The 16792-nt window shown below is 62.2% G+C and carries 20 protein-coding genes; 13 read left to right on the top strand and 7 right to left on the bottom strand.

Going from position 1 to position 16792, the window contains the following annotated elements:
• The first annotated feature begins 9 nt into the window (after positions 1-9).
• The 10 genes from GM910_RS21275 to GM910_RS21230 all read left to right on the top strand — a co-directional run bounded on the left by GM910_RS21275 (position 10) and on the right by GM910_RS21230 (position 9019).
• Positions 10-942, top strand: coding sequence for a VOC family protein (locus GM910_RS21275; protein ID WP_159591054.1), 933 nt, complete (start codon positions 10-12; stop codon positions 940-942).
• 61 nt (positions 943-1003) lie between these two features.
• Positions 1004-1633 (top strand): alpha/beta hydrolase, encoded by a 630-nt coding sequence (locus GM910_RS21270; RefSeq protein ID WP_159591051.1) that lies wholly within the window; start codon positions 1004-1006, stop codon positions 1631-1633.
• Complete coding sequence (locus GM910_RS21265) at positions 1630-1881, top strand: DUF1427 family protein (RefSeq protein WP_159591048.1); 252 nt, start codon at positions 1630-1632, stop codon at positions 1879-1881. The genes GM910_RS21270 and GM910_RS21265 overlap by 4 nt, the downstream gene beginning before the upstream one ends.
• A gap of 43 nt (positions 1882-1924) precedes the next feature.
• A complete protein-coding gene (locus GM910_RS21260) occupies positions 1925-2614 on the top strand; it encodes a hydrolase (RefSeq protein WP_159591045.1) in 690 nt (229 codons plus the stop codon).
• 66 nt (positions 2615-2680) lie between these two features.
• Positions 2681-2983 (top strand): GNAT family N-acetyltransferase, encoded by a 303-nt coding sequence (locus GM910_RS21255; RefSeq protein WP_159591043.1) that lies wholly within the window; start codon positions 2681-2683, stop codon positions 2981-2983.
• On the top strand, positions 2967-3410 hold the full coding sequence (locus GM910_RS21250) for a DoxX family protein (protein ID WP_159591041.1): 444 nt from the start codon (positions 2967-2969) through the stop codon (positions 3408-3410). Before GM910_RS21255 ends, GM910_RS21250 begins: the two co-directional genes overlap by 17 nt.
• Positions 3411-3527: 117 nt before the next feature.
• Positions 3528-5378: an amidohydrolase gene (locus GM910_RS21245; protein ID WP_159591039.1), complete on the top strand. Its 1851-nt coding sequence runs from the start codon at positions 3528-3530 to the stop codon at positions 5376-5378.
• Between the two features lie 95 nt (positions 5379-5473).
• Positions 5474-7060 (top strand): MFS transporter, encoded by a 1587-nt coding sequence (locus GM910_RS21240; protein WP_159591037.1) that lies wholly within the window; start codon positions 5474-5476, stop codon positions 7058-7060.
• A gap of 45 nt (positions 7061-7105) precedes the next feature.
• Positions 7106-8050, top strand: a complete 945-nt coding sequence (locus tag GM910_RS21235; protein ID WP_159591035.1) for a pirin family protein — start codon at positions 7106-7108, stop codon at positions 8048-8050.
• A gap of 129 nt (positions 8051-8179) precedes the next feature.
• The gene (locus GM910_RS21230) at positions 8180-9019 is read left to right on the top strand and encodes an alpha/beta fold hydrolase (protein ID WP_425482714.1); all 840 of its coding nucleotides are present in this window, start codon (positions 8180-8182) and stop codon (positions 9017-9019) included.
• Positions 9020-9387: 368 nt separating this feature from the next.
• Here GM910_RS21230 and GM910_RS21220 read toward each other — a convergent pair whose 3' ends face one another.
• The 6 genes from GM910_RS21220 to GM910_RS21195 all read right to left on the bottom strand — a co-directional run bounded on the left by GM910_RS21220 (position 9388) and on the right by GM910_RS21195 (position 13699).
• Positions 9388-10065 carry a helix-turn-helix domain-containing protein gene (locus GM910_RS21220; protein ID WP_159591033.1) on the bottom strand — a complete coding sequence of 226 codons (678 nt, stop codon included), beginning with the start codon at positions 10063-10065 and terminating at the stop codon, positions 9388-9390.
• Between the two features lie 80 nt (positions 10066-10145).
• Positions 10146-10508, bottom strand: coding sequence for a DNA-binding response regulator (locus GM910_RS21215; protein ID WP_159591031.1), 363 nt, complete (start codon positions 10506-10508; stop codon positions 10146-10148).
• A gap of 110 nt (positions 10509-10618) precedes the next feature.
• Complete coding sequence (gene fixJ, locus GM910_RS21210) at positions 10619-11230, bottom strand: response regulator FixJ (protein ID WP_159591029.1); 612 nt, start codon at positions 11228-11230, stop codon at positions 10619-10621.
• Positions 11220-12593: a PAS domain-containing sensor histidine kinase gene (locus tag GM910_RS21205; protein ID WP_159591111.1), complete on the bottom strand. Its 1374-nt coding sequence runs from the start codon at positions 12591-12593 to the stop codon at positions 11220-11222. The genes fixJ and GM910_RS21205 overlap by 11 nt, the downstream gene beginning before the upstream one ends.
• Before the next feature lie 135 nt (positions 12594-12728).
• Positions 12729-13313, bottom strand: coding sequence for an NAD(P)H-dependent oxidoreductase (locus GM910_RS21200; protein WP_159591027.1), 585 nt, complete (start codon positions 13311-13313; stop codon positions 12729-12731).
• Positions 13310-13699: a hypothetical protein gene (locus GM910_RS21195; protein ID WP_159591023.1), complete on the bottom strand. Its 390-nt coding sequence runs from the start codon at positions 13697-13699 to the stop codon at positions 13310-13312. The genes GM910_RS21200 and GM910_RS21195 overlap by 4 nt, the downstream gene beginning before the upstream one ends.
• A gap of 209 nt (positions 13700-13908) precedes the next feature.
• Between GM910_RS21195 and GM910_RS21190 the strand changes: the two genes are divergently transcribed.
• The 3 genes from GM910_RS21190 (at position 13909) to GM910_RS21180 (ending at position 16454) form a co-directional block, all read left to right on the top strand.
• Positions 13909-14751, top strand: coding sequence for a universal stress protein (locus GM910_RS21190; protein ID WP_159591020.1), 843 nt, complete (start codon positions 13909-13911; stop codon positions 14749-14751).
• Between the two features lie 248 nt (positions 14752-14999).
• Positions 15000-16103 carry a copper-containing nitrite reductase gene (gene nirK / locus GM910_RS21185; RefSeq protein ID WP_159591018.1) on the top strand — a complete coding sequence of 368 codons (1104 nt, stop codon included), beginning with the start codon at positions 15000-15002 and terminating at the stop codon, positions 16101-16103.
• 87 nt (positions 16104-16190) lie between these two features.
• Positions 16191-16454, top strand: a complete 264-nt coding sequence (locus tag GM910_RS21180) for a DUF6455 family protein (protein WP_159591016.1) — start codon at positions 16191-16193, stop codon at positions 16452-16454.
• On the opposite strand, the gene GM910_RS21175 is transcribed toward GM910_RS21180, so the two are convergent.
• Positions 16451-16684, bottom strand: a complete 234-nt coding sequence (locus tag GM910_RS21175) for an NnrS family protein (protein ID WP_246226252.1) — start codon at positions 16682-16684, stop codon at positions 16451-16453. The genes GM910_RS21180 and GM910_RS21175 overlap by 4 nt on opposite strands.
• Positions 16685-16792 lie beyond the last annotated feature (108 nt).

Raw genomic sequence — 16792 nt, 5'->3', positions numbered from 1 at the left:
GCAAATGCCATGATCAAAGAGATCAAAGGCCTGCACCACGTCACGTCTATGGCGGCGGATGCCCGACAGAATAATAAATTCTTCACCGACACTCTCGGCCTGCGTCGGGTGAAGAAAACTGTGAACTTTGACGAGCCGGGTGTCTATCATCTCTACTACGGCGATGAAGTGGGCACGCCCGGCACGGTGATGACCTATTTCCCCTTCGCTCATATGATGCGCGGGCGACCCGGAGTCGGCGAGGTCGGAGAAACCCAGTTTTCGGTGCCGAAAGGATCCCTGGCTTCCTGGAAAGAGCGGCTGGCCGCCCAAGGCGCAACCGACCTCGAGGTCGACACAACCTTCGGCAGCGACAGGCTGCGGCTCCAGGGGCCGGATGGCGATGGGTTCGCCCTGATCGAAACGCCGGACGACACCCGCACTCCCTGGACTGGGGCCGGGGTTTCCGAGAACGCCGCCATCCGAGGCTTCAGCGGTGCCAGGCTGCGCCTGCACGACATCGCCGCGACAGCCGAATTGCTCGGATTCATGGGATATGAGCGAGCTGAGACCGAAGGCAATGTCACCCGTTACGTCATTCCTGGCGGCAACGGCGCTGACACGATTGATCTCGAAGCATTGCCGCAGGCTGCATTCGCGCGCCAGGGAGCGGGCTCCGTCCATCACATCGCCTTTGCGGTTGAAGATCGCGCAGCCCAGCTCAAGGTGCGCAAGGCGCTGATGGATACGGGCTATCAGGTCACGCCTGTGATCGATCGGGACTATTTCTGGGCAATCTACTTCCGCACGCCCGGCGGCGTGTTGTTCGAGGTGGCGACCAACGAACCCGGCTTCGATCGCGACGAGGATACCGCACATCTCGGCACGGACCTGAAACTGCCGACCCGTTACGAGCCTTACCGCGAAAAGATCGAAGCGCAGCTTGTCCCTCTCACTGATTGAGGACGCCGCATACCCTCCTCGGCCAATGCTGGCCGTAGGAGGGGTTCGGCGAGCGTGAATCATGACTGACAGTTCCTATCACAGCTTCCGCCACGATGGCGTTCCCGGCGCACCGGTTGTCATGGCCTTTCATGGAACCGGAGGAGACGAATACCAGTTCCGCGACTTGCTACGGCAGATGCTCCCAGACGCCGGCATTGTTGCGCCACGCGGCGACGTATCGGAGTTTGGAGCAAACCGATTTTTCCGTCGTACGGGCGAGGATGTCTACGATATGGAGGACCTCGCGCTTCGAACCCGGAAAATGCTAAAATTCGTTGCAGAGGTCCAGGCAAACTACACCGGCCGGCCCATCCATGCATTCGGCTACTCCAACGGCGCCAATATTCTCGCCTCGATGCTCTTTGCGGAGCCCCGGATGTTCGAGCGCGCGGCTCTGCTCCATCCGCTCATTCCCTGGACGCCTGATCCGCAGCCCGGCCTCAAGGGTAAGCCAATCTTCATCAGTGCCAGCCTGAACGATCCGATCAGTCCGCTGCCGCAATCAGTCGCGCTGATCGAGTGGTTCAGGTCGCAGGATGCGGGTGTCGAAACACTGATCGAGGCGGGCGGACACGAGATCCGATCCTCCGAGGTGACCGCCCTGCATCGCTTTATGGATGCCTCAAATTCCCTGGAGACGATCCGATGAGCCACTTCCAACCTTATCTCATCTCTCTCCTCGCGGGTCTCGGGATCGGCGTCGTGTACGGGATGCTGTCGGTCCGCTCCCCGGCGCCACCGATCATCGCCCTCCTAGGCTTGCTGGGTATGCTGGCAGGCGAGGCCGGCATTCAGTGGCTCAAGGGCCATTCGAGTTTCGTGCAGGCCTGCCTGCACGAAAAATCCTTCGCGCTCAACAAGCCCGACCAGGCGGTGAAGGACAGCGATGCGATCTGACCGCATCAGAAAAATTATTCCGACGAGGCATCAGGAGAAAACCATGTCCGGCAAACTCGAAGTCCTTACCCCGCAGAACAGTCAGGTTATTTTCATTGACCATCAGCCGCAGATGGCCTTCGGCGTCCAATCAATCGACCGCCAGGTGCTGAAGAACAACACCGTGGCGCTCGCCAAGGCAGCAAAGGTCTTCGGCGTGCCGGTGGCCATCACCACGGTGGAGACCGACGGATTCTCCGGCCCGACCTACCCGGAACTGCTCGATGTTTTCCCGGAGGCTCCGCTTCTGGAGCGGACCTCGATGAACTCCTGGGACGATCTGAAGGTGCGCGAGGCGTTGGCCACAAACGCGGCGAACGGACGCAAGAAGGTTGTAGTCTCGGGCCTCTGGACCGAAGTCTGCAATCTGTCCTTCGCGCTCTCCTGCCTAAAGGACACCGATTACGAGATCTACATGGTGGCCGACGCTTCGGGTGGTACCTCGGTCGATGCCCACAAATACGCCATGGACCGCATGATCCAAGTCGGCGTTGTGCCGGTAACCTGGCAACAGGTGCTGCTTGAATGGCAGCGTGATTGGGCCCGCAAGGAAACTTACGACGCGACGCTCGCTATCGTGAAAGAGCATTCGGGCGCCTACGGTATCGGCGTCGATTACGCCTATACGATGGTACATAAAGCGCCGTCGCGCAGCATCCACAACGCGCCGCGCCTCGATCCGAAGCCCGCCTAAACAAGGCCAACCGTGGCCTGGCTCAATGGCGGGTCACCGCTCCACCCTTCGCCCGAGGAACAAGTGATGCCCCAGAATGCCGTGCGGATTTCCTATGAAGATCAAGATCGCAAAGGGCGCTACGTCGCGCGCATCGACGGGGTGGAAGGCGAAGGGGAACTGACCATCTCGAAGGTGTCGGATGTGTTGATCATCGCCGATCACACCTTCGTCCCCGATACCATGCGAGGCACCGGGGCGGCCGCGGCCCTCGTCAACCGCCTGATCGGAGATGCCCGCGCAAAACGACAGCGCATCATTCCGCTTTGCCCTTTTGTGCGCGCCCAATCGCTCAAACACCCCGAGTGGGCCGATGTCATTCAGAATTGAGGAGAGCAACCAGCCCTTCGGCGCGATGCGGTTCGTCGCTTATCTGGGACTGTGTGCCGCTTACATTCAGGGCGCTCTGATCAAGCTCACTGATTTCTCGGGCGCCACGGCAGAGATGGCAGATTTTGGGCTGAACCCACCGGCACTGTTCGCTGCGCTGGTGATCGCGCTGGAACTCGTCGGCTCGGCGATGGTCCTGACCGGATTCCTGCGGTGGCTCGGGGCGCTTGCCCTTGGGGGATTCACGTTGCTCGCGACCGCAATTGCACTGCGGTTTTGGGAACTTCCCCCAGGACAAGAGCGGTTCATGACCGCCAATTCCTTCTTTGAACATCTTGGGCTGGTCGGAGGGTTCCTTCTCGTGGCCTGGCTCGATCTCAAAGAAAATTCTCGCGCTACCTCTGAAAGAAAAAGGAGCGCATTGTGAGACTAAATCGCATGGACGCCGCGGCAAGTGCCAGTGTCGGCCCATCTGACGTCGGACGGCTGAAATGTCGTTGCGAAAGCCCGGTCTTCATCCCGCATGCCTGCGAAGAGGAATGTGATGCCTGAAAATGACCTGATTATCGTCAATGCCAAGGTGACGACCCTCGACCGACAGAAACCGGCGGCGGAGGCCATCGCGATCCGTGACGGGCGCTTTGTCATTGTCGGCTGCGAGGCAGAGGTCCGCGCCGCGGCTCCTGATGCGACGGTCATTGATGTCAAGGGGCGCCGTGTCATTCCGGGGCTCATTGACAGCCATACGCACGTCATCCGTGGTGGGCTAAACTACAATATGGAGCTTCGCTGGGACGGGGTGCCGAGCCTGTCCGATGCCATGGCGATGCTGAAAGCACAGGTGGAGCGCACGCCCGCACCCCAATGGGTGCGCGTCGTCGGCGGTTTCACCGAGCACCAGTTCGCCGAAAAGCGCCTGCCGACCATAGACGAATTGAACGCTGTTGCGCCGGATACCCCGGTTTTCATCCTTCACCTGTATGATCGGGCCTTGCTGAACGCCGCCGCGCTGCGCGTTGTCGGCTACAACAAGGACACGCCCAATCCTCCGGGCGGCGAGATCGTCCGAGACGCAGCCGGCAACCCGTCCGGCCTTTTGCTCGCACAGCCGAATGCGACGATCCTTTATTCGACCCTGGCAAAGGGGCCGAAGCTATTGCCCGAGTACCAGATCAACTCGACGCGCCACTTCATGCGCGAGATCAACGCCCTGGGCGTCACCAGCGTGATCGACGCCGGCGGCGGCTTCCAGAACTATCCCGACGATTACGAGATCATCGAGAAGCTGCATGCCGAGGGCCAGATGACGGTCCGCGTCAGCTACAACCTCTTTACCCAGAAGCCGAAAGAGGAAATGACCGACTTTTCGTCCTGGGTGAAACAGGTATCGCCCGGGCACGGCGACGACACCTACCGTCACAATGGCGCAGGCGAAATGCTGGTCTACTCCGCCGCCGACTTCGAGGACTTCAGGGTCGAGCGACCAGACATGCCACCGGAGATGGAAACAGATCTGGAGCCTGTCATCCGTCTGCTCGCGGAGAACAAGTGGCCCTGGCGCCTGCACGCCACCTATGATGAGACCATCAGCCGAGCACTCGACGTGTTCGAGAAGGTCAACCGCGATATTCCCCTCTCGGGCATCAACTGGTTCTTCGACCATGCCGAGACGATCAGCGATCGCAGCATCGATCGGACCGCGACCCTTGGCGGTGGTATCGCCGTGCAGCACCGCATGGCTTATCAGGGCGAATACTTCGTCGAGCGGTATGGGGCGAAGGCAGCCGAGCGCACGCCACCAATCCAGAAGATGCTGTCGGCGGGCGTCCCGGTGGGCGCCGGCACCGATGCAACGCGTGTGGCGAGCTATAGTCCCTGGGTCTCGCTCTCCTGGCTCGTGACCTCTTACACAGTAGGCGGGATGCGCCTCTATCCGCAGGCCAATCGTCTCGACCGCGAAACAGCACTCAGGCTCTGGACCGAGGCCAACACATGGTTTTCGAATGAGGAGGGCAAGAAGGGGCAGATCAAGAAGGGGCAGCTCGCCGACCTTGCCGTCCTGTCCGACGACTACTTCGCGGTCCCCGAGAAGGATATCGTGCACCTGCGCTCGGTGCTGACAGTGCTCGGTGGCAAAGTCGTGCATGGTGACGGCGACTATGCACCGCTCGCGCCGGAACTGCCCGCGCCGATGCCCGACTGGTCGCCGGTCGCAACCTTCGGCGGATATTTCAAGACGCCAGAGACGCGCCAGAAGCTCTCGGTGCATTGCGGCTGCACGAACGACTGCGCGGTTCACGGCCACGATCATGCCGCCGCTCTTGGCACAAATGTTCCAGTCTCCGACGCTCGCACTTTCTGGGGTGCATTCGGTTGCGGATGCTGGGCCGTCTGACAGGCCGGCGGAAGCGAACCGGAGCATGAACGACGCACGCGTCGCCCTATCAAACCAAGCTGACCACCTTCGGGATGGCGACAGGAGCGGAGATGATGGCATCAGAGGCGAAACTCGGGAGCGCCGCGGGTCCGCTGAGTTTCCCGGTCTTCCGGGCGCTGTGGATCGCGACAATCATCTCAAACATCGGCACATGGATGCACGATGTGGGGGCAGGCTGGCTAATGACTTCACTGTCGCCTAGCCCTCTGCTCGTTGCTCTTGTCCAGGCAGCAACGACATTGCCGATGTTCCTGTTCGCTCTTCCTGCGGGGGCGCTCGCTGACATCATCGACCGCCGCCGTATGCTGCTGGCCGCGCAGGCCCTTGGGCTCATTGCCGCCGCAGTCCTGGCTCTTCTCACATGGCAAGGGCTTACGACGCCCTATGGGCTGCTGGCCGCGACCTTTGTGCTCGGTACCGCAGCAGCGCTCAGCGCTCCAGTGTTTCAGGCCATCGTCCCGGAATTGGTCGACCGGTTCGCTTTGCCGGATGCGGTGGCGCTCAACAGCCTGGGCGTCAATATTTCGCGCGCCATCGGCCCGGCACTCGGTGGAGTGATCGTCGCACTCGCCGGGACGCCCGCCGTTTTTGCGCTAAACGCACTTTCAGTCGTTGCGGTGCTTGCGGTTCTGTTCACCTGGAAGCGTCCGGGAACCATGCGCAGCTTGCCGCCCGAGCATTTCATCGGCGCGCTGAAGGCCGGCTATCGCTATGCCCGCCACTCTGCCGCGATGCGCGTCGTCCTGATCCGTGCGGTCGGCTTTTTCGTGTTTGCCAGCGCGCTCTGGGCCATGCTTCCACTGGTCGCCCGGCGCGGGCTTGGGCTGGACGCGGCCGGTTATGGTGCGCTTCTCGGTTGCATGGGGGCCGGCGCAGTCATTGGTGCGCTTCTTCTCAAGCGGCTGCGCAAGCAGGTTCCCGCCAATACGATATCCATTGGCGCGACACTCTTGTTCGCCGGCGCCACCCTGACACTGGCGCTTGTGTCGGACGCATGGATCGCGGGCGCCGTAATGTTGATTGCGGGCTTCGCCTGGATTGGGATGCTTACCTCCCTCAATGTCGCCGCGCAAATGGCCTCGCCCGGCTGGGTCAAGGCCCGCGCGCTGGCCGTCTATCTTCTGGTGTTCCAGGGAGGGATGACGGGTGGCAGTGTCCTTTGGGGCTCGATCGCAGCACGTACCGGCGTCGGCACCGCACTGACCGTGGCGGCCGTTGGCCAGGCCGTGGCGCTGATCCTGGCCCATTATTGGCGTCTGCCGAAGGATTCCACGACGGATCTGACACCGTCGCACCATTGGGCCGAGCCCGTGGTTTCGGTCCCGCCCGAGGGCGATCGCGGCCCGGTCCTGATCGAGATCGAGTACCGGGTCGATCCGGCCCGACTCGCGGAGTTCGTGACAGCTCTTCGCCGATTTCGATCCGTCCGACAACGTGACGGCGCCATCCGCTGGGATGTCTGGGAGGACGTGGCCGAGCCGGGACGGGTGGTTGAGTCCTTCATTGTCGAAAGTTGGATCGAGCATCAGCGCCAGCATGCGCGGGTGACCCAGGCCGACCAACTCGATCAGGTGACGCTGAACGCGTTCCACGTCGGGGATCAACCGCCGATCGTTCGGCACTTGCTCAAGCCAGTCTAAATATCTGTGTCCAAGCACACCAACGAATAACCAAAGGAACCCGACATGAGTTGGAACCCCACCCAATCCCCGGACTGCCCGCAACAGGGTGGCATTGACGCCATCGAAACGCTCATTATTCCCCGCGCTCGCGACCTTGGCGGATTCGAGGTTCGGCGTGCCTTGCCGGCGCCGGCCCGGCAGATGGTCGGCCCATTCATCTTCTTCGACCAGATGGGGCCAGCGGAATTCGTCACCGGCAACGGCATCGATGTGCGCCCGCATCCGCACATCGGCCTTGCCACGGTGACCTATCTCTACAAGGGCGAGTTCCAGCATCGCGACAGCCTCGGCACCGAACAAATGATCTACCCTGGCGAGGTGAACTGGATGATCGCCGGCAATGGCGTCACGCATTCCGAGCGCACGAGTGAAGCGATGCGCCATCAACCCGGCGCGCTTTACGGTATTCAGACTTGGGTTGCCCTGCCTGAGCGGTACGAAGAGACGGAAGCCGCCTTCGAGCACCATGGGCGCGAGGCGCTGCCCTTCCTTGAAGAAGGTGGCAAGCAGATTCGTCTGATCTTCGGCTCCGCCTGGGGCGAACGTGCCCCGGTCAAGACCTTCACGGAAACCTTCTATGCGGATGTCCTGCTGGCTGCGGATGCGAAATTGCCGTTGCCCGACGATCATGAAGATCGCGGCGCCTATGTCGTCGAGGGTGCCGTTGTCGTGGCAGGCGAAACCTTTGAGGCCGGTCGGATGATGGTATTCCGCCCCGGCGACCGGATCAGCCTGACCGCCGGAGAGCAGGGCGCCCGACTGATGGTGCTCGGTGGTGAGACCATGAACGGCCCCCGCTACATCTCCTGGAACTTCGTCGCCTCTTCGCAGGAAAAGATCGATGCGGCGAAAGAAGCCTGGCGGCAAGGCGATTGGGAACACGGACGCTTCCGCCTCCCCCCGGGCGATGACGCCGAATTCATTCCGCTACCGGATAACCTGAAATAACGTCGGAAGAATAATCAGGTTTGCGGAAATTTACTGTCTTCAGGCCGCTTCCGGCTAACGGCTTGCAGACAGCTGAAGTTGGTAATTCGTGACATCATCCTTCCTCCATCTCAAACCAAAAGCAAAGGAATGACTTCCATGATGCAAAATTTCATCAAGACTGAGGATGGCATCGAGATCTTCTACAAGGACTGGGGCTCCGGTCAGCCGATCGTGTTCCACCACGGTTGGCCGCTTTCCTCCGACGATTGGGACGCGCAGTTGCTTTATTTTCTAAGCAAGGGCTACCGTGTCATCGCCCACGATCGTCGTGGGCACGGACGCTCGACGCAGGTTAGCGACGACCACGATATCGCCCATTACGCCGCCGATGTCGCGGCGCTTGCCGCCAAGCTTGACCTGCGTGACGCCATCCATATCGGTCACTCGACTGGCGGTGGCGAAGCGGCGGCCTACGTAGCACGCCACGGTGCCGGCCGCGTCGCCAAGCTCGTAATGGTCGGCGCCGTGCCACCGATCATGCTGAGAACGCCATCGAACCCCGGCGGGCTTCCGATCGAGGTCTTCGACGGCTTCCGGGCACAGCTCGCCACCAATCGCTCACAGTTCTACCTCGATGTTGCGAGCGGACCTTTCTATGGCTTCAACCGGGCCGACGCGAAGGTCTCGACCGGAATGATCCAGAACTGGTGGCGGCAGGGCATGATGGGCGGCGCCAAGGCACATTACGACGGCATCAAGGCCTTCTCCGAAACGGACTTCACCGAGGACCTCAAGAAAATCGACGTGCCGACGCTCGTGATGCACGGCGATGACGACCAGATCGTGCCAATCGACAACTCCGCGCGGCTTGCCTTAAAGCTCCTGAAAAATGGTGCGCTGAAGATTTACGAAGGCTATCCGCACGGCATGCTGACCACACATGCCGACGTGATCAACCCTGATCTGCTCGCCTTCATCGAGGGCTGAGTCCGCGCTTGAAGATCGCAGTCAGGAGGATTTAAGCCTAAAGAGTACGCTCCTTGGCGCAATGCACACGTATGGCGCCAAGGAGCTTGCATTATCCAGTCGGAGTGGTCTCGCTCAGTCAACGAGATACGTCAGATGTGCGATTGCTTCGCGTCGTCAGTGCACTCGCCGCCTTTCAATGAAAACGCGAACTTTTTGTGGAACGAATTTGCTACTTGTGCACCGTCGCGCGGCAATCTGGCCCGTTCGCAGCCACGGACCAGTGGGGGAGGAGGTGGGAGTGGCCTTGATGGGATGCATGCGGTTCTCCGTCTGCTCGAACATCACCGAGGCGGGAGACTCGAACACCTCATCCGTCATCTAGCTGTTTAAACGCACAGGTTGCGCAGGGCTTCCGGCTTCATGATCTCGACCACCCGCGCGCCATGGAGGCGGATACAGCCCTTCTCGCGGAACTTCGAGAAGACGCGCGACACGGTCTCTATGGTCAGCCCGAGATAATCTCCGATATCGGTGCGTGACATGGCAAGCTCGATCTGCGGCAGACCGCCCTGACGCTCCATCAGGTCGAGCAGGAAGGCAGCGACGCGCTCGGGGGCGTTCTGCCGGCCGATGACCAGGAGATGCTCCTGGGCACGCACCAGCGCCTGCAGTGCCACGGGAAGGATCTCGCGCGACAGGTCGATGCCGATCGGCAGGCGGTAGACGCGGATCGCCGAGTTGCAGATCGCCTCCGCGAAGAAGTGATGTCGGCCGTCCGCTTCAAAGCCGAAAACCTCTCCTGCGACGTGGAAGGCACTGATCTGGCGGCGGCCATCCGCCAGCAATCGGTAGATGCGCACTGCGCCGAACTCCACCTGGTAGAGCGCGTTCGCCCGCTCTCCCTGCCCGTAGATCTCCTTGTTCGGCTGGCAGAAGACGACCTGATATGGCTGTGACGGCACAAAAACCGCAGGTGTCTCATCCGCTCCGCGACCGCGCCGGGTTGCAAGGGGAATTCCGGGGCGGACGGTCTTCGAGGGCTGAAGGGCGTTGTGACCAAGCATCTGAATTCTCCGACTTGCTGTTGGAGTATGAATGGCCTGGAACGGTCACAGAGAAAATTCGGTTATGTCCCTAGGGGAAACTACCTAGATGCGGACCCGCGCAGGTCGTTCCGCCCCAGCGCGCCGCGCACCGTATCGATGAGTGTCCGGCCGAGGAGTGGCTTCTCCACCAGGACTATCCCGTCTTCTTCGGCCATGCCCTGCCGGCGGTCGACCAGAAGGATGACGGGCCTGCCCAAGGCGGCCAGCTCCACGGGGACACCGTTCTTTCGGGCATTCGAGTAGTCGATCACGACGCAGTCATAGCCCGCCAGCGACGCTCCAGGCGGCGACAGTCGCTCCACCGTGTGCACATCGCACCCTTCTGCTTCAAGGACGAAGCGCAGGGACTGCCGAAAGGTGGGATCCGACGCAACGATGAGTATATTGGCTTCGACAGGCAATTTCGGGTTCTCTTTGGGCGGCGTCAACGCGCCTTGGGCCAGCCTTCGCCCGCAAAGGCAGCGGGTACCTTGCGCTGGATCAAATCGCCTTGGAAAATCAGCTCTTCAGGCTATTCGTCGCTGGCTGCCAGGACCATCCGTACAAGTTCCGGCAGGTTTTTGGCGCTCATCTTGGCCATGACGTTCGCGCGATGGACCTCCACGGTGCGCGGGCTGATGTCGAGGTCGTACGCGATGGTCTTGTTCGGCAGACCGGCGACGATTCCGGCCATCACCTGCCGTTCGCGCTCGGTGAGCTGATCGAGCCGCCGCCGGATCGCGGCGACATTGTCGCTATCCCGCGGCCGCTTCTCAAGCTCGGCAACCGCACGGCCGACTGCCTCCAGAAGAACGTCGTCCTCAAATGGCTTCTCGATGAAATCCAGTGCGCCCGCCTTCATCGCCTCCACCGCCATCGGGACGTCGCCATGGCCGGTGATGACGATCGCCGGCAGCATCGCATCCTCCTCGTGCAGCCGCCGCAAGAGATCGACGCCGCTGAGGTCCGGCATGCGCAGATCCGTGATGAGGCAGGCGTTGTGCAGATCCTTCGCGACCGCCAGGAACGCAGTCGCAGATTGGTGTACGCGCACGGCGTAGCCGGAGACGGTCAGGAGGAAGGCCAGCGACTTCCTGACCGGCTCTTCGTCGTCGACGACATGGATCACGACATCAGTTGCCATCCTGCAACTCCTGCTCCTTGACGGCCGGCAGCGTGAAGCGAAACGTAGCGCCGCCTTTTGTGTTGCGCCGCATCGTCAACTCGCCCCCGTGGGCTTCGACGATCCGCTTCGAGATGGACAGGCCTATTCCCATACCGCCGGGCTTGGTGGTGATGAACGGTTTGAAGAGCTGCGCAGCTACCTCCTCTGGCACGCCGGAGCCAGTGTCCGAGACCTCTACCATGGCCCCGTTCCCGTCGCCGGGCGAGGTCCTGACCACCAACTCGCGAAGCTCGCTTTCCCTCATCGCATCCATGGCATTGCGCATAAGATTGATGAGGACTTGCTGGATCTGCACGCGATCCACCATGACCTTTTTCGGGCCTGTCTCGAAATCGAACACCGTCCGCACACCCATTTCACGCGAGCCGACCAGAGCCAGCGCTCCGGCTTCCTCGATGAGCTTATGGATGTCTTCCGGCTGCTTTTCGGTTTCGCCCCGGGTGACGAATTCGCGCAGGTGACGGATAATCTGCCCAGCGCGCAGCGACTGGCGCGCCGTCTCCTCCAGTGCCTCGCGCATACGCGAAGACAGCGCGTCGTCCATGTTGTTCAAGAGCCGATTGCAGCCCTGGACATAGTTGGCGATGGCCGAAAGCGGCTGGTTCAGCTCATGCGCCAACGTCGAGGCCATCTCGCCCAGCTCGTTGAGCCGTGCCAGGCGAGCGAGTTCCGCCTGGATTTCCTCCAGCCTCGCCTCCGATTCGGCCCTTTCCGTGAGATCGCGGATGAAACCGGTGAAGAAGGTCTCACCACCGCTCTCCATCTCGCCCACGGCGAGCTTCATTGGAAACGTCGAGCCATCCTTCCGCCGCCCGACGACAACGCGGTCGATGCCGATGATCCGCCGCTCGCCGGTGGTCAGATATCGTTGGATATAGCCGTCATGCTCGCCCCCATAGGGCTCCGGCATCAGGAGGCGCACATTCTGCCCCACCGCCTCTGCCTCGGAATATCCGAACTGGCGGACGGCGGCGCGGTTGAAGGAGATCATCGTGCCCCGGCTGTCGATGACGATCGTGGCATCGGGGACCGTATCGAGAATGGAGCGCAGATGCGCCTCGCGGGAGTCGAGTTGCTTTTGGGCGCCGTGGACCGCTTTCCTGACCTCGCGATATCCCGCGCCGACGAACGCCAACGCAGCAGAAAGCAAGAGGGACAAAGCGATGGCGGCGGTATAGGAACCGGACGTGGCTGTAAACGCACTGGCCAGAAGAAGCGTGGTAGCGAGCGCCAGCGCCACAAGCCCTGCTATCCTTCCAGCGAAAACGGCAGCACCGAGCACTGCCAATGGCAGGAGCAGCAAGAGCCACGTCTCGTCCATTCCGTCGAAAGTCACTTACCGCCCCGAGAACAGAACCGTATTGCCACACGCGCCGCCACTGTAGGTCGGCTGCAGAGAATAGCCAATGGCGGGCTATGCGACCCACCACCGCGCTACCTGAAGCAAGACGGGAAATCAGAGAGCCTTTCCGCCGAGCGCACGCATCCGGTCGAGCCATGTGCGGCGGCGGTCGTCGCTGGCGCCCTCGATCATGCCGAACAGGGTCTCGCGCACCGGGCTCAACCCCACGAATTTGAGGATGCTGCGCCGCATGCCGCGCAGCCCGTGGCCGAGAAACCACCAACGGTAGGCGAAGGCCGGCATACCCATGGTGACGACGATCCGGGCCGAGCGGCCCTTAAGCAGCGCCTCTGGAAAGCCTTTGCTGCCATAAGCGAAAGCGACGCCCGGTCGCATCACTTGTTCCAGGAAACCCTTGACCAGCGCGGGCATCGTCCCGAGCCATAGCGGGAACACGAAGACCAAGTGTTCGGCCTCGAGGATCGCCTCCTTCGCCGGCACGAGCGCCTCGGGCATCGACCCGCTCAGGAAGTCCTCCTGGCTCCGCAACAAGGGAAAGTCGATCCGGGCAAGGTCGATCCGCGTCACCTTGTGGCCCGCCGCCTCCGCTCCCTCGGCATAAGCGTCGGCGAGGGCCCGGCAGAAGCGGCGGGGATCGGCGTCGGGATGCCCCTGAATAATGACGATGCGGCTCGTCACGGCGTATCCACGACCCGCACTTGGTAGGTGTGCATCGCGCTGCCGCTGCGGATCGACACGTATTCGCCGGGCACGAAGCGCTCGTCGCCGAAGCGGAATCCGGTCTCGTCATCCTCCTCGCCTTCCGCATAGTCGAAATACCATTGCCCCCCGGGCTTGCGGCGCAGCCGCCCGATAAGGTCCTCATGACCGGAGCGGAAGCGGCGCACGCGGCAAGCCGCTTGATGGCTTTTCCATTCAGCCGCATCGAGACGGCCCTCGACGTCGAGCGGAACCAGGAGGTCGTAGCCGTCCGTCCGGTCGCCAAGGGGATGGCCCTTTTCCCGCGCAAGTTCGAGTCGCACGTGGCGAAATTTGGTGGTCGGTTTGGCAGTGGTGGTGTCCATGATGCTTCTCCTGCTCATACGTCATCGGCAATAGCCCTTTCGGCACACGCGGCCTTGACCGAGATCAAGCTGCGCATCGCCCGCGATCGCCGGTGACGGGGCGAGCGGCAACGCCATGCCGATTGATCCGTGTCAACGCGCCGCCGCGAGAGCACTGACAAACTTTAAAGCAGAGATGACGCGCGGGATCGCGCGAAAGGAAGACGATCATGACCAGTCGACCCAAATGCGTTCTCGTCGGGCTTGCAGCCCGCGAGGCTTTCGCTGCCAGCCCTGCTCTGACCTACGCCATCGCCCTCGCAAGACACCACGGCGCCTGCCTCACGGTCTGCGTCCTTCCACCTGCCTTTTATGTGCCGGTCACCAGGACGGGCGGTTCTGCCTCCGCAATGCTGAGGGACGAAATCGAGCGCCTGGAGGAGACAACGCGCCAGACGGCGCGCAGCGCTGCAGAACTCGTCGGCAAGGCCGGCGTCTCATGCGTCGCCGAGCACACGCTCTCGCCCTTGGAGCCTCGTACGGACCGTCTCGTGCGGCTGGCGCGGGTGAACGATGTCGCCATTTTGGACGCCGCCGACGCGGGCGACGACCTCCAGAAGACCGCGATCGAAGACGTGCTCTTCGACAGTGGCCGCCCGGTGCTGATTGTGCCGCCGGTTGGCGAAAGCGCCATCCCCCGGCGCATGGCCATCGCTTGGGACGGGAGCGCCCGATCGGCTCGGGCCGTGGCCGACGCCCTGCCCATTCTTCAGGATGCGGAGGCCGTCTTCGTGGTCACTGTTACGGACGAGAAGGATCTTTCGCGGATGGCCCCAGGCGCCGACATTGCCACGCACCTTCTCCAGCACGGCGTCGGCGAGCCGAGGCTGGAGACGCTTGCGGCCATCGACGGCGATGCGGCTGCAAGACTGCGCAAATTCGTCAAGGATGAGTCCATCGAGATGCTGGTTATGGGCGCCTTCGTCCATTCGCGCTTTCGTCAGGCGATCCTCGGCGGCGTCACGCGCTCTCTGCTCGACGACGTGCCGGTTCCGCTCTTCATGGCGCATTGAGCGTGACCAGCGTGCCGGCATGGCCTTCAATGATGGGCCCGCCTATATCCAAACCCATTTGCCTGCCCTGAACTTGATCCAGCGCAAATCGCGCCGAAGGAGATACTTGGCGTCATACGAAAAGTACTTTCCGGCATTTTCCCCGTGCCGAACGAAAGCAAACGTATTTGCGCCAGAGCAAAGAATTCCCACGGCAAGATGCGTATCGTTTCTTTATCGACAACCGAACACGAGAAGGAAAACGAAAGATGTTCACGCGTCGCGAAGCACTGCTGGGCGTGGCTGCGGCCGCCATGCTGAGCGCCTTGCCCCTGATGGCCGCGCCTGCGCTGGCTGACGCGGCAGATGCCCTTCCGCGCGAGAAGGTCGCGCTGGTGGCCCCACCCTTCGTGCACCCGCATGAGCAGGTGGCGAGCAGCGGACCGAAGGTTGTCGAGTTCACCATGACGATCCAGGAAAAGGAGATCGTGATCGACGACGAGGGCACCACGTTCCAAGCCATGACCTTCGACGGCTCGGTGCCCGGACCGATGATGGTGGTGCACGAGGGCGACTATGTCGAGCTGACGCTCGTCAACCCGGAGACGAACGGGCTGGCGCACAACATCGACTTCCATGCCGCCACGGGCGCCATGGGCGGCGGCGAGCTGACGCTCATCAACCCGGGCGAGCAGGCGACGCTGCGCTTCAAGGCGACGCGCACCGGCGTCTTCGTCTACCACTGCGCGCCTGGCGGCCCGATGACCCCCTGGCACGTGGTCTCGGGCATGAGCGGCACCATCATGGTGCTGCCGCGTGAGGGGCTCACGAACGAGAAGGGCGAACCCGTCCGCTACGACCGCATCTACTACATCGGCGAGAACGATTTCTACGTCCCGCGCAATGAGGACGGCACCTTCAAGACGTACGAATCTGCCGGTGACGCCTATGCTGACACCGTGGAGGTCATGCGCGGCCTCGTGCCCACCCACGTGGTCTTCAACGGCGCCAAGGGCGCGCTTACCGGCGAAAACGCACTCACGGCAAAGGTGGGCGAGACGGTGATGTTCGTCCACGCGCAGGCGAACCGCGATAGCCGACCCCACCTGATCGGCGGCCATGGCGACCACGTGTGGGAAGAAGGCAAGTTCGCCAACGCCCCCGCCAGGGATCTGGAGACCTGGTTCATCCGCGGCGGCTCGGCGGGTGCTGCGACCTATACATTCCTGCAGCCTGGCCTCTATGCCTACGTCAACCACAACCTCATCGAGGCGATCGAGCTGGGCGCCGCGGCGCACATCACGGTCGAGGGCGAGTGGGACGACGATCTGATGAAGCAGATCGATGCCCCGCGGCCGATCCTGACCAACTGAGCGGGAGGCTCGGACAATTGGTGACGGCTCGGCGCGAAACGCCGGGCCGCTCTTGTTCGGACAAACCGCGCGACCTGGGAGAGAGCAATGGGAAATCTAGCGGATCGGATCGGCGCGAAGGCGCGCAACATGAGTGAGATGTTTGAGCGGTGCGGCGTGGCACCGGCGGCGCTAGTGATGGACAGGCTGGGCTTTACCCTCGCCGCCGCTGCCCGCAGTTGCATGCTCTGCCCGGCGGAAAAGGAATGCCGGTTGTGGCTCGACCTGCAGGGAAACAGGGGACGGGCGGACCCGCCCTCCTTTTGTCCGAATGCCGGCCGTATCCATCGAGCGCGGGAACTGGCACTCTAAATACGCGGCAGCAGCAGCGCACGGCCGTAGATGACGGCAAAGCCCAGGAAGGCAAGAGCCCAAGCAGCCCCTGCCGCTTGGATCCACACCATCTGCGGATCGAAAGCAGCCAGGATCCGCAGCAGCGCTGCGATAAACACAGCGGCGAATATGAACACGGCGCCACCGCCAGCCTCGAGCGCGCGTCCCGTATGGCCGAGGGTCGCCCGCACCATCACCGACAGCGTCATGGCACCTATGGCGCCGCCGCCTAGTTGTTTAGTCCCGGCATTTGATAGATTGGATCGAGCCTGAAGCGTTCGGGCTCCTTTGTCCAGCATTTGCAGATGTATTCGTAG

The sequence above is a fragment of the Chelativorans xinjiangensis genome (assembly GCF_009812055.1).
GTDB classification, from domain to species: domain Bacteria; phylum Pseudomonadota; class Alphaproteobacteria; order Rhizobiales; family Rhizobiaceae; genus Chelativorans; species Chelativorans xinjiangense.
This window is presented reverse-complemented; position numbering and strand designations above follow the sequence as displayed.

Coding starts and splice junctions, on each gene's coding strand:
- GM910_RS21180 (WP_159591016.1), top strand. CDS start 16,191: ATGGGAAATCTAGCGGATCGGATCGGCGCGAAGGCGCGCAACATGAGT.
- GM910_RS21245 (WP_159591039.1), top strand. CDS start 3,528: ATGCCTGAAAATGACCTGATTATCGTCAATGCCAAGGTGACGACCCTC.
- GM910_RS21250 (WP_159591041.1), top strand. CDS start 2,967: ATGTCATTCAGAATTGAGGAGAGCAACCAGCCCTTCGGCGCGATGCGG.
- GM910_RS21270 (WP_159591051.1), top strand. CDS start 1,004: ATGACTGACAGTTCCTATCACAGCTTCCGCCACGATGGCGTTCCCGGC.
- GM910_RS21240 (WP_159591037.1), top strand. CDS start 5,474: ATGGCATCAGAGGCGAAACTCGGGAGCGCCGCGGGTCCGCTGAGTTTC.
- GM910_RS21235 (WP_159591035.1), top strand. CDS start 7,106: ATGAGTTGGAACCCCACCCAATCCCCGGACTGCCCGCAACAGGGTGGC.
- GM910_RS21195 (WP_159591023.1), bottom strand. CDS start 13,699: ATGGACACCACCACTGCCAAACCGACCACCAAATTTCGCCACGTGCGA.
- GM910_RS21205 (WP_159591111.1), bottom strand. CDS start 12,593: ATGGACGAGACGTGGCTCTTGCTGCTCCTGCCATTGGCAGTGCTCGGT.
- GM910_RS21220 (WP_159591033.1), bottom strand. CDS start 10,065: ATGCTTGGTCACAACGCCCTTCAGCCCTCGAAGACCGTCCGCCCCGGA.
- GM910_RS21190 (WP_159591020.1), top strand. CDS start 13,909: ATGACCAGTCGACCCAAATGCGTTCTCGTCGGGCTTGCAGCCCGCGAG.
- fixJ (WP_159591029.1), bottom strand. CDS start 11,230: ATGGCAACTGATGTCGTGATCCATGTCGTCGACGACGAAGAGCCGGTC.
- GM910_RS21265 (WP_159591048.1), top strand. CDS start 1,630: ATGAGCCACTTCCAACCTTATCTCATCTCTCTCCTCGCGGGTCTCGGG.
- nirK (WP_159591018.1), top strand. CDS start 15,000: ATGTTCACGCGTCGCGAAGCACTGCTGGGCGTGGCTGCGGCCGCCATG.
- GM910_RS21260 (WP_159591045.1), top strand. CDS start 1,925: ATGTCCGGCAAACTCGAAGTCCTTACCCCGCAGAACAGTCAGGTTATT.
- GM910_RS21255 (WP_159591043.1), top strand. CDS start 2,681: ATGCCCCAGAATGCCGTGCGGATTTCCTATGAAGATCAAGATCGCAAA.
- GM910_RS21275 (WP_159591054.1), top strand. CDS start 10: ATGATCAAAGAGATCAAAGGCCTGCACCACGTCACGTCTATGGCGGCG.
- GM910_RS21175 (WP_246226252.1), bottom strand. CDS start 16,684: ATGACGCTGTCGGTGATGGTGCGGGCGACCCTCGGCCATACGGGACGC.
- GM910_RS21230 (WP_425482714.1), top strand. CDS start 8,180: ATGACTTCCATGATGCAAAATTTCATCAAGACTGAGGATGGCATCGAG.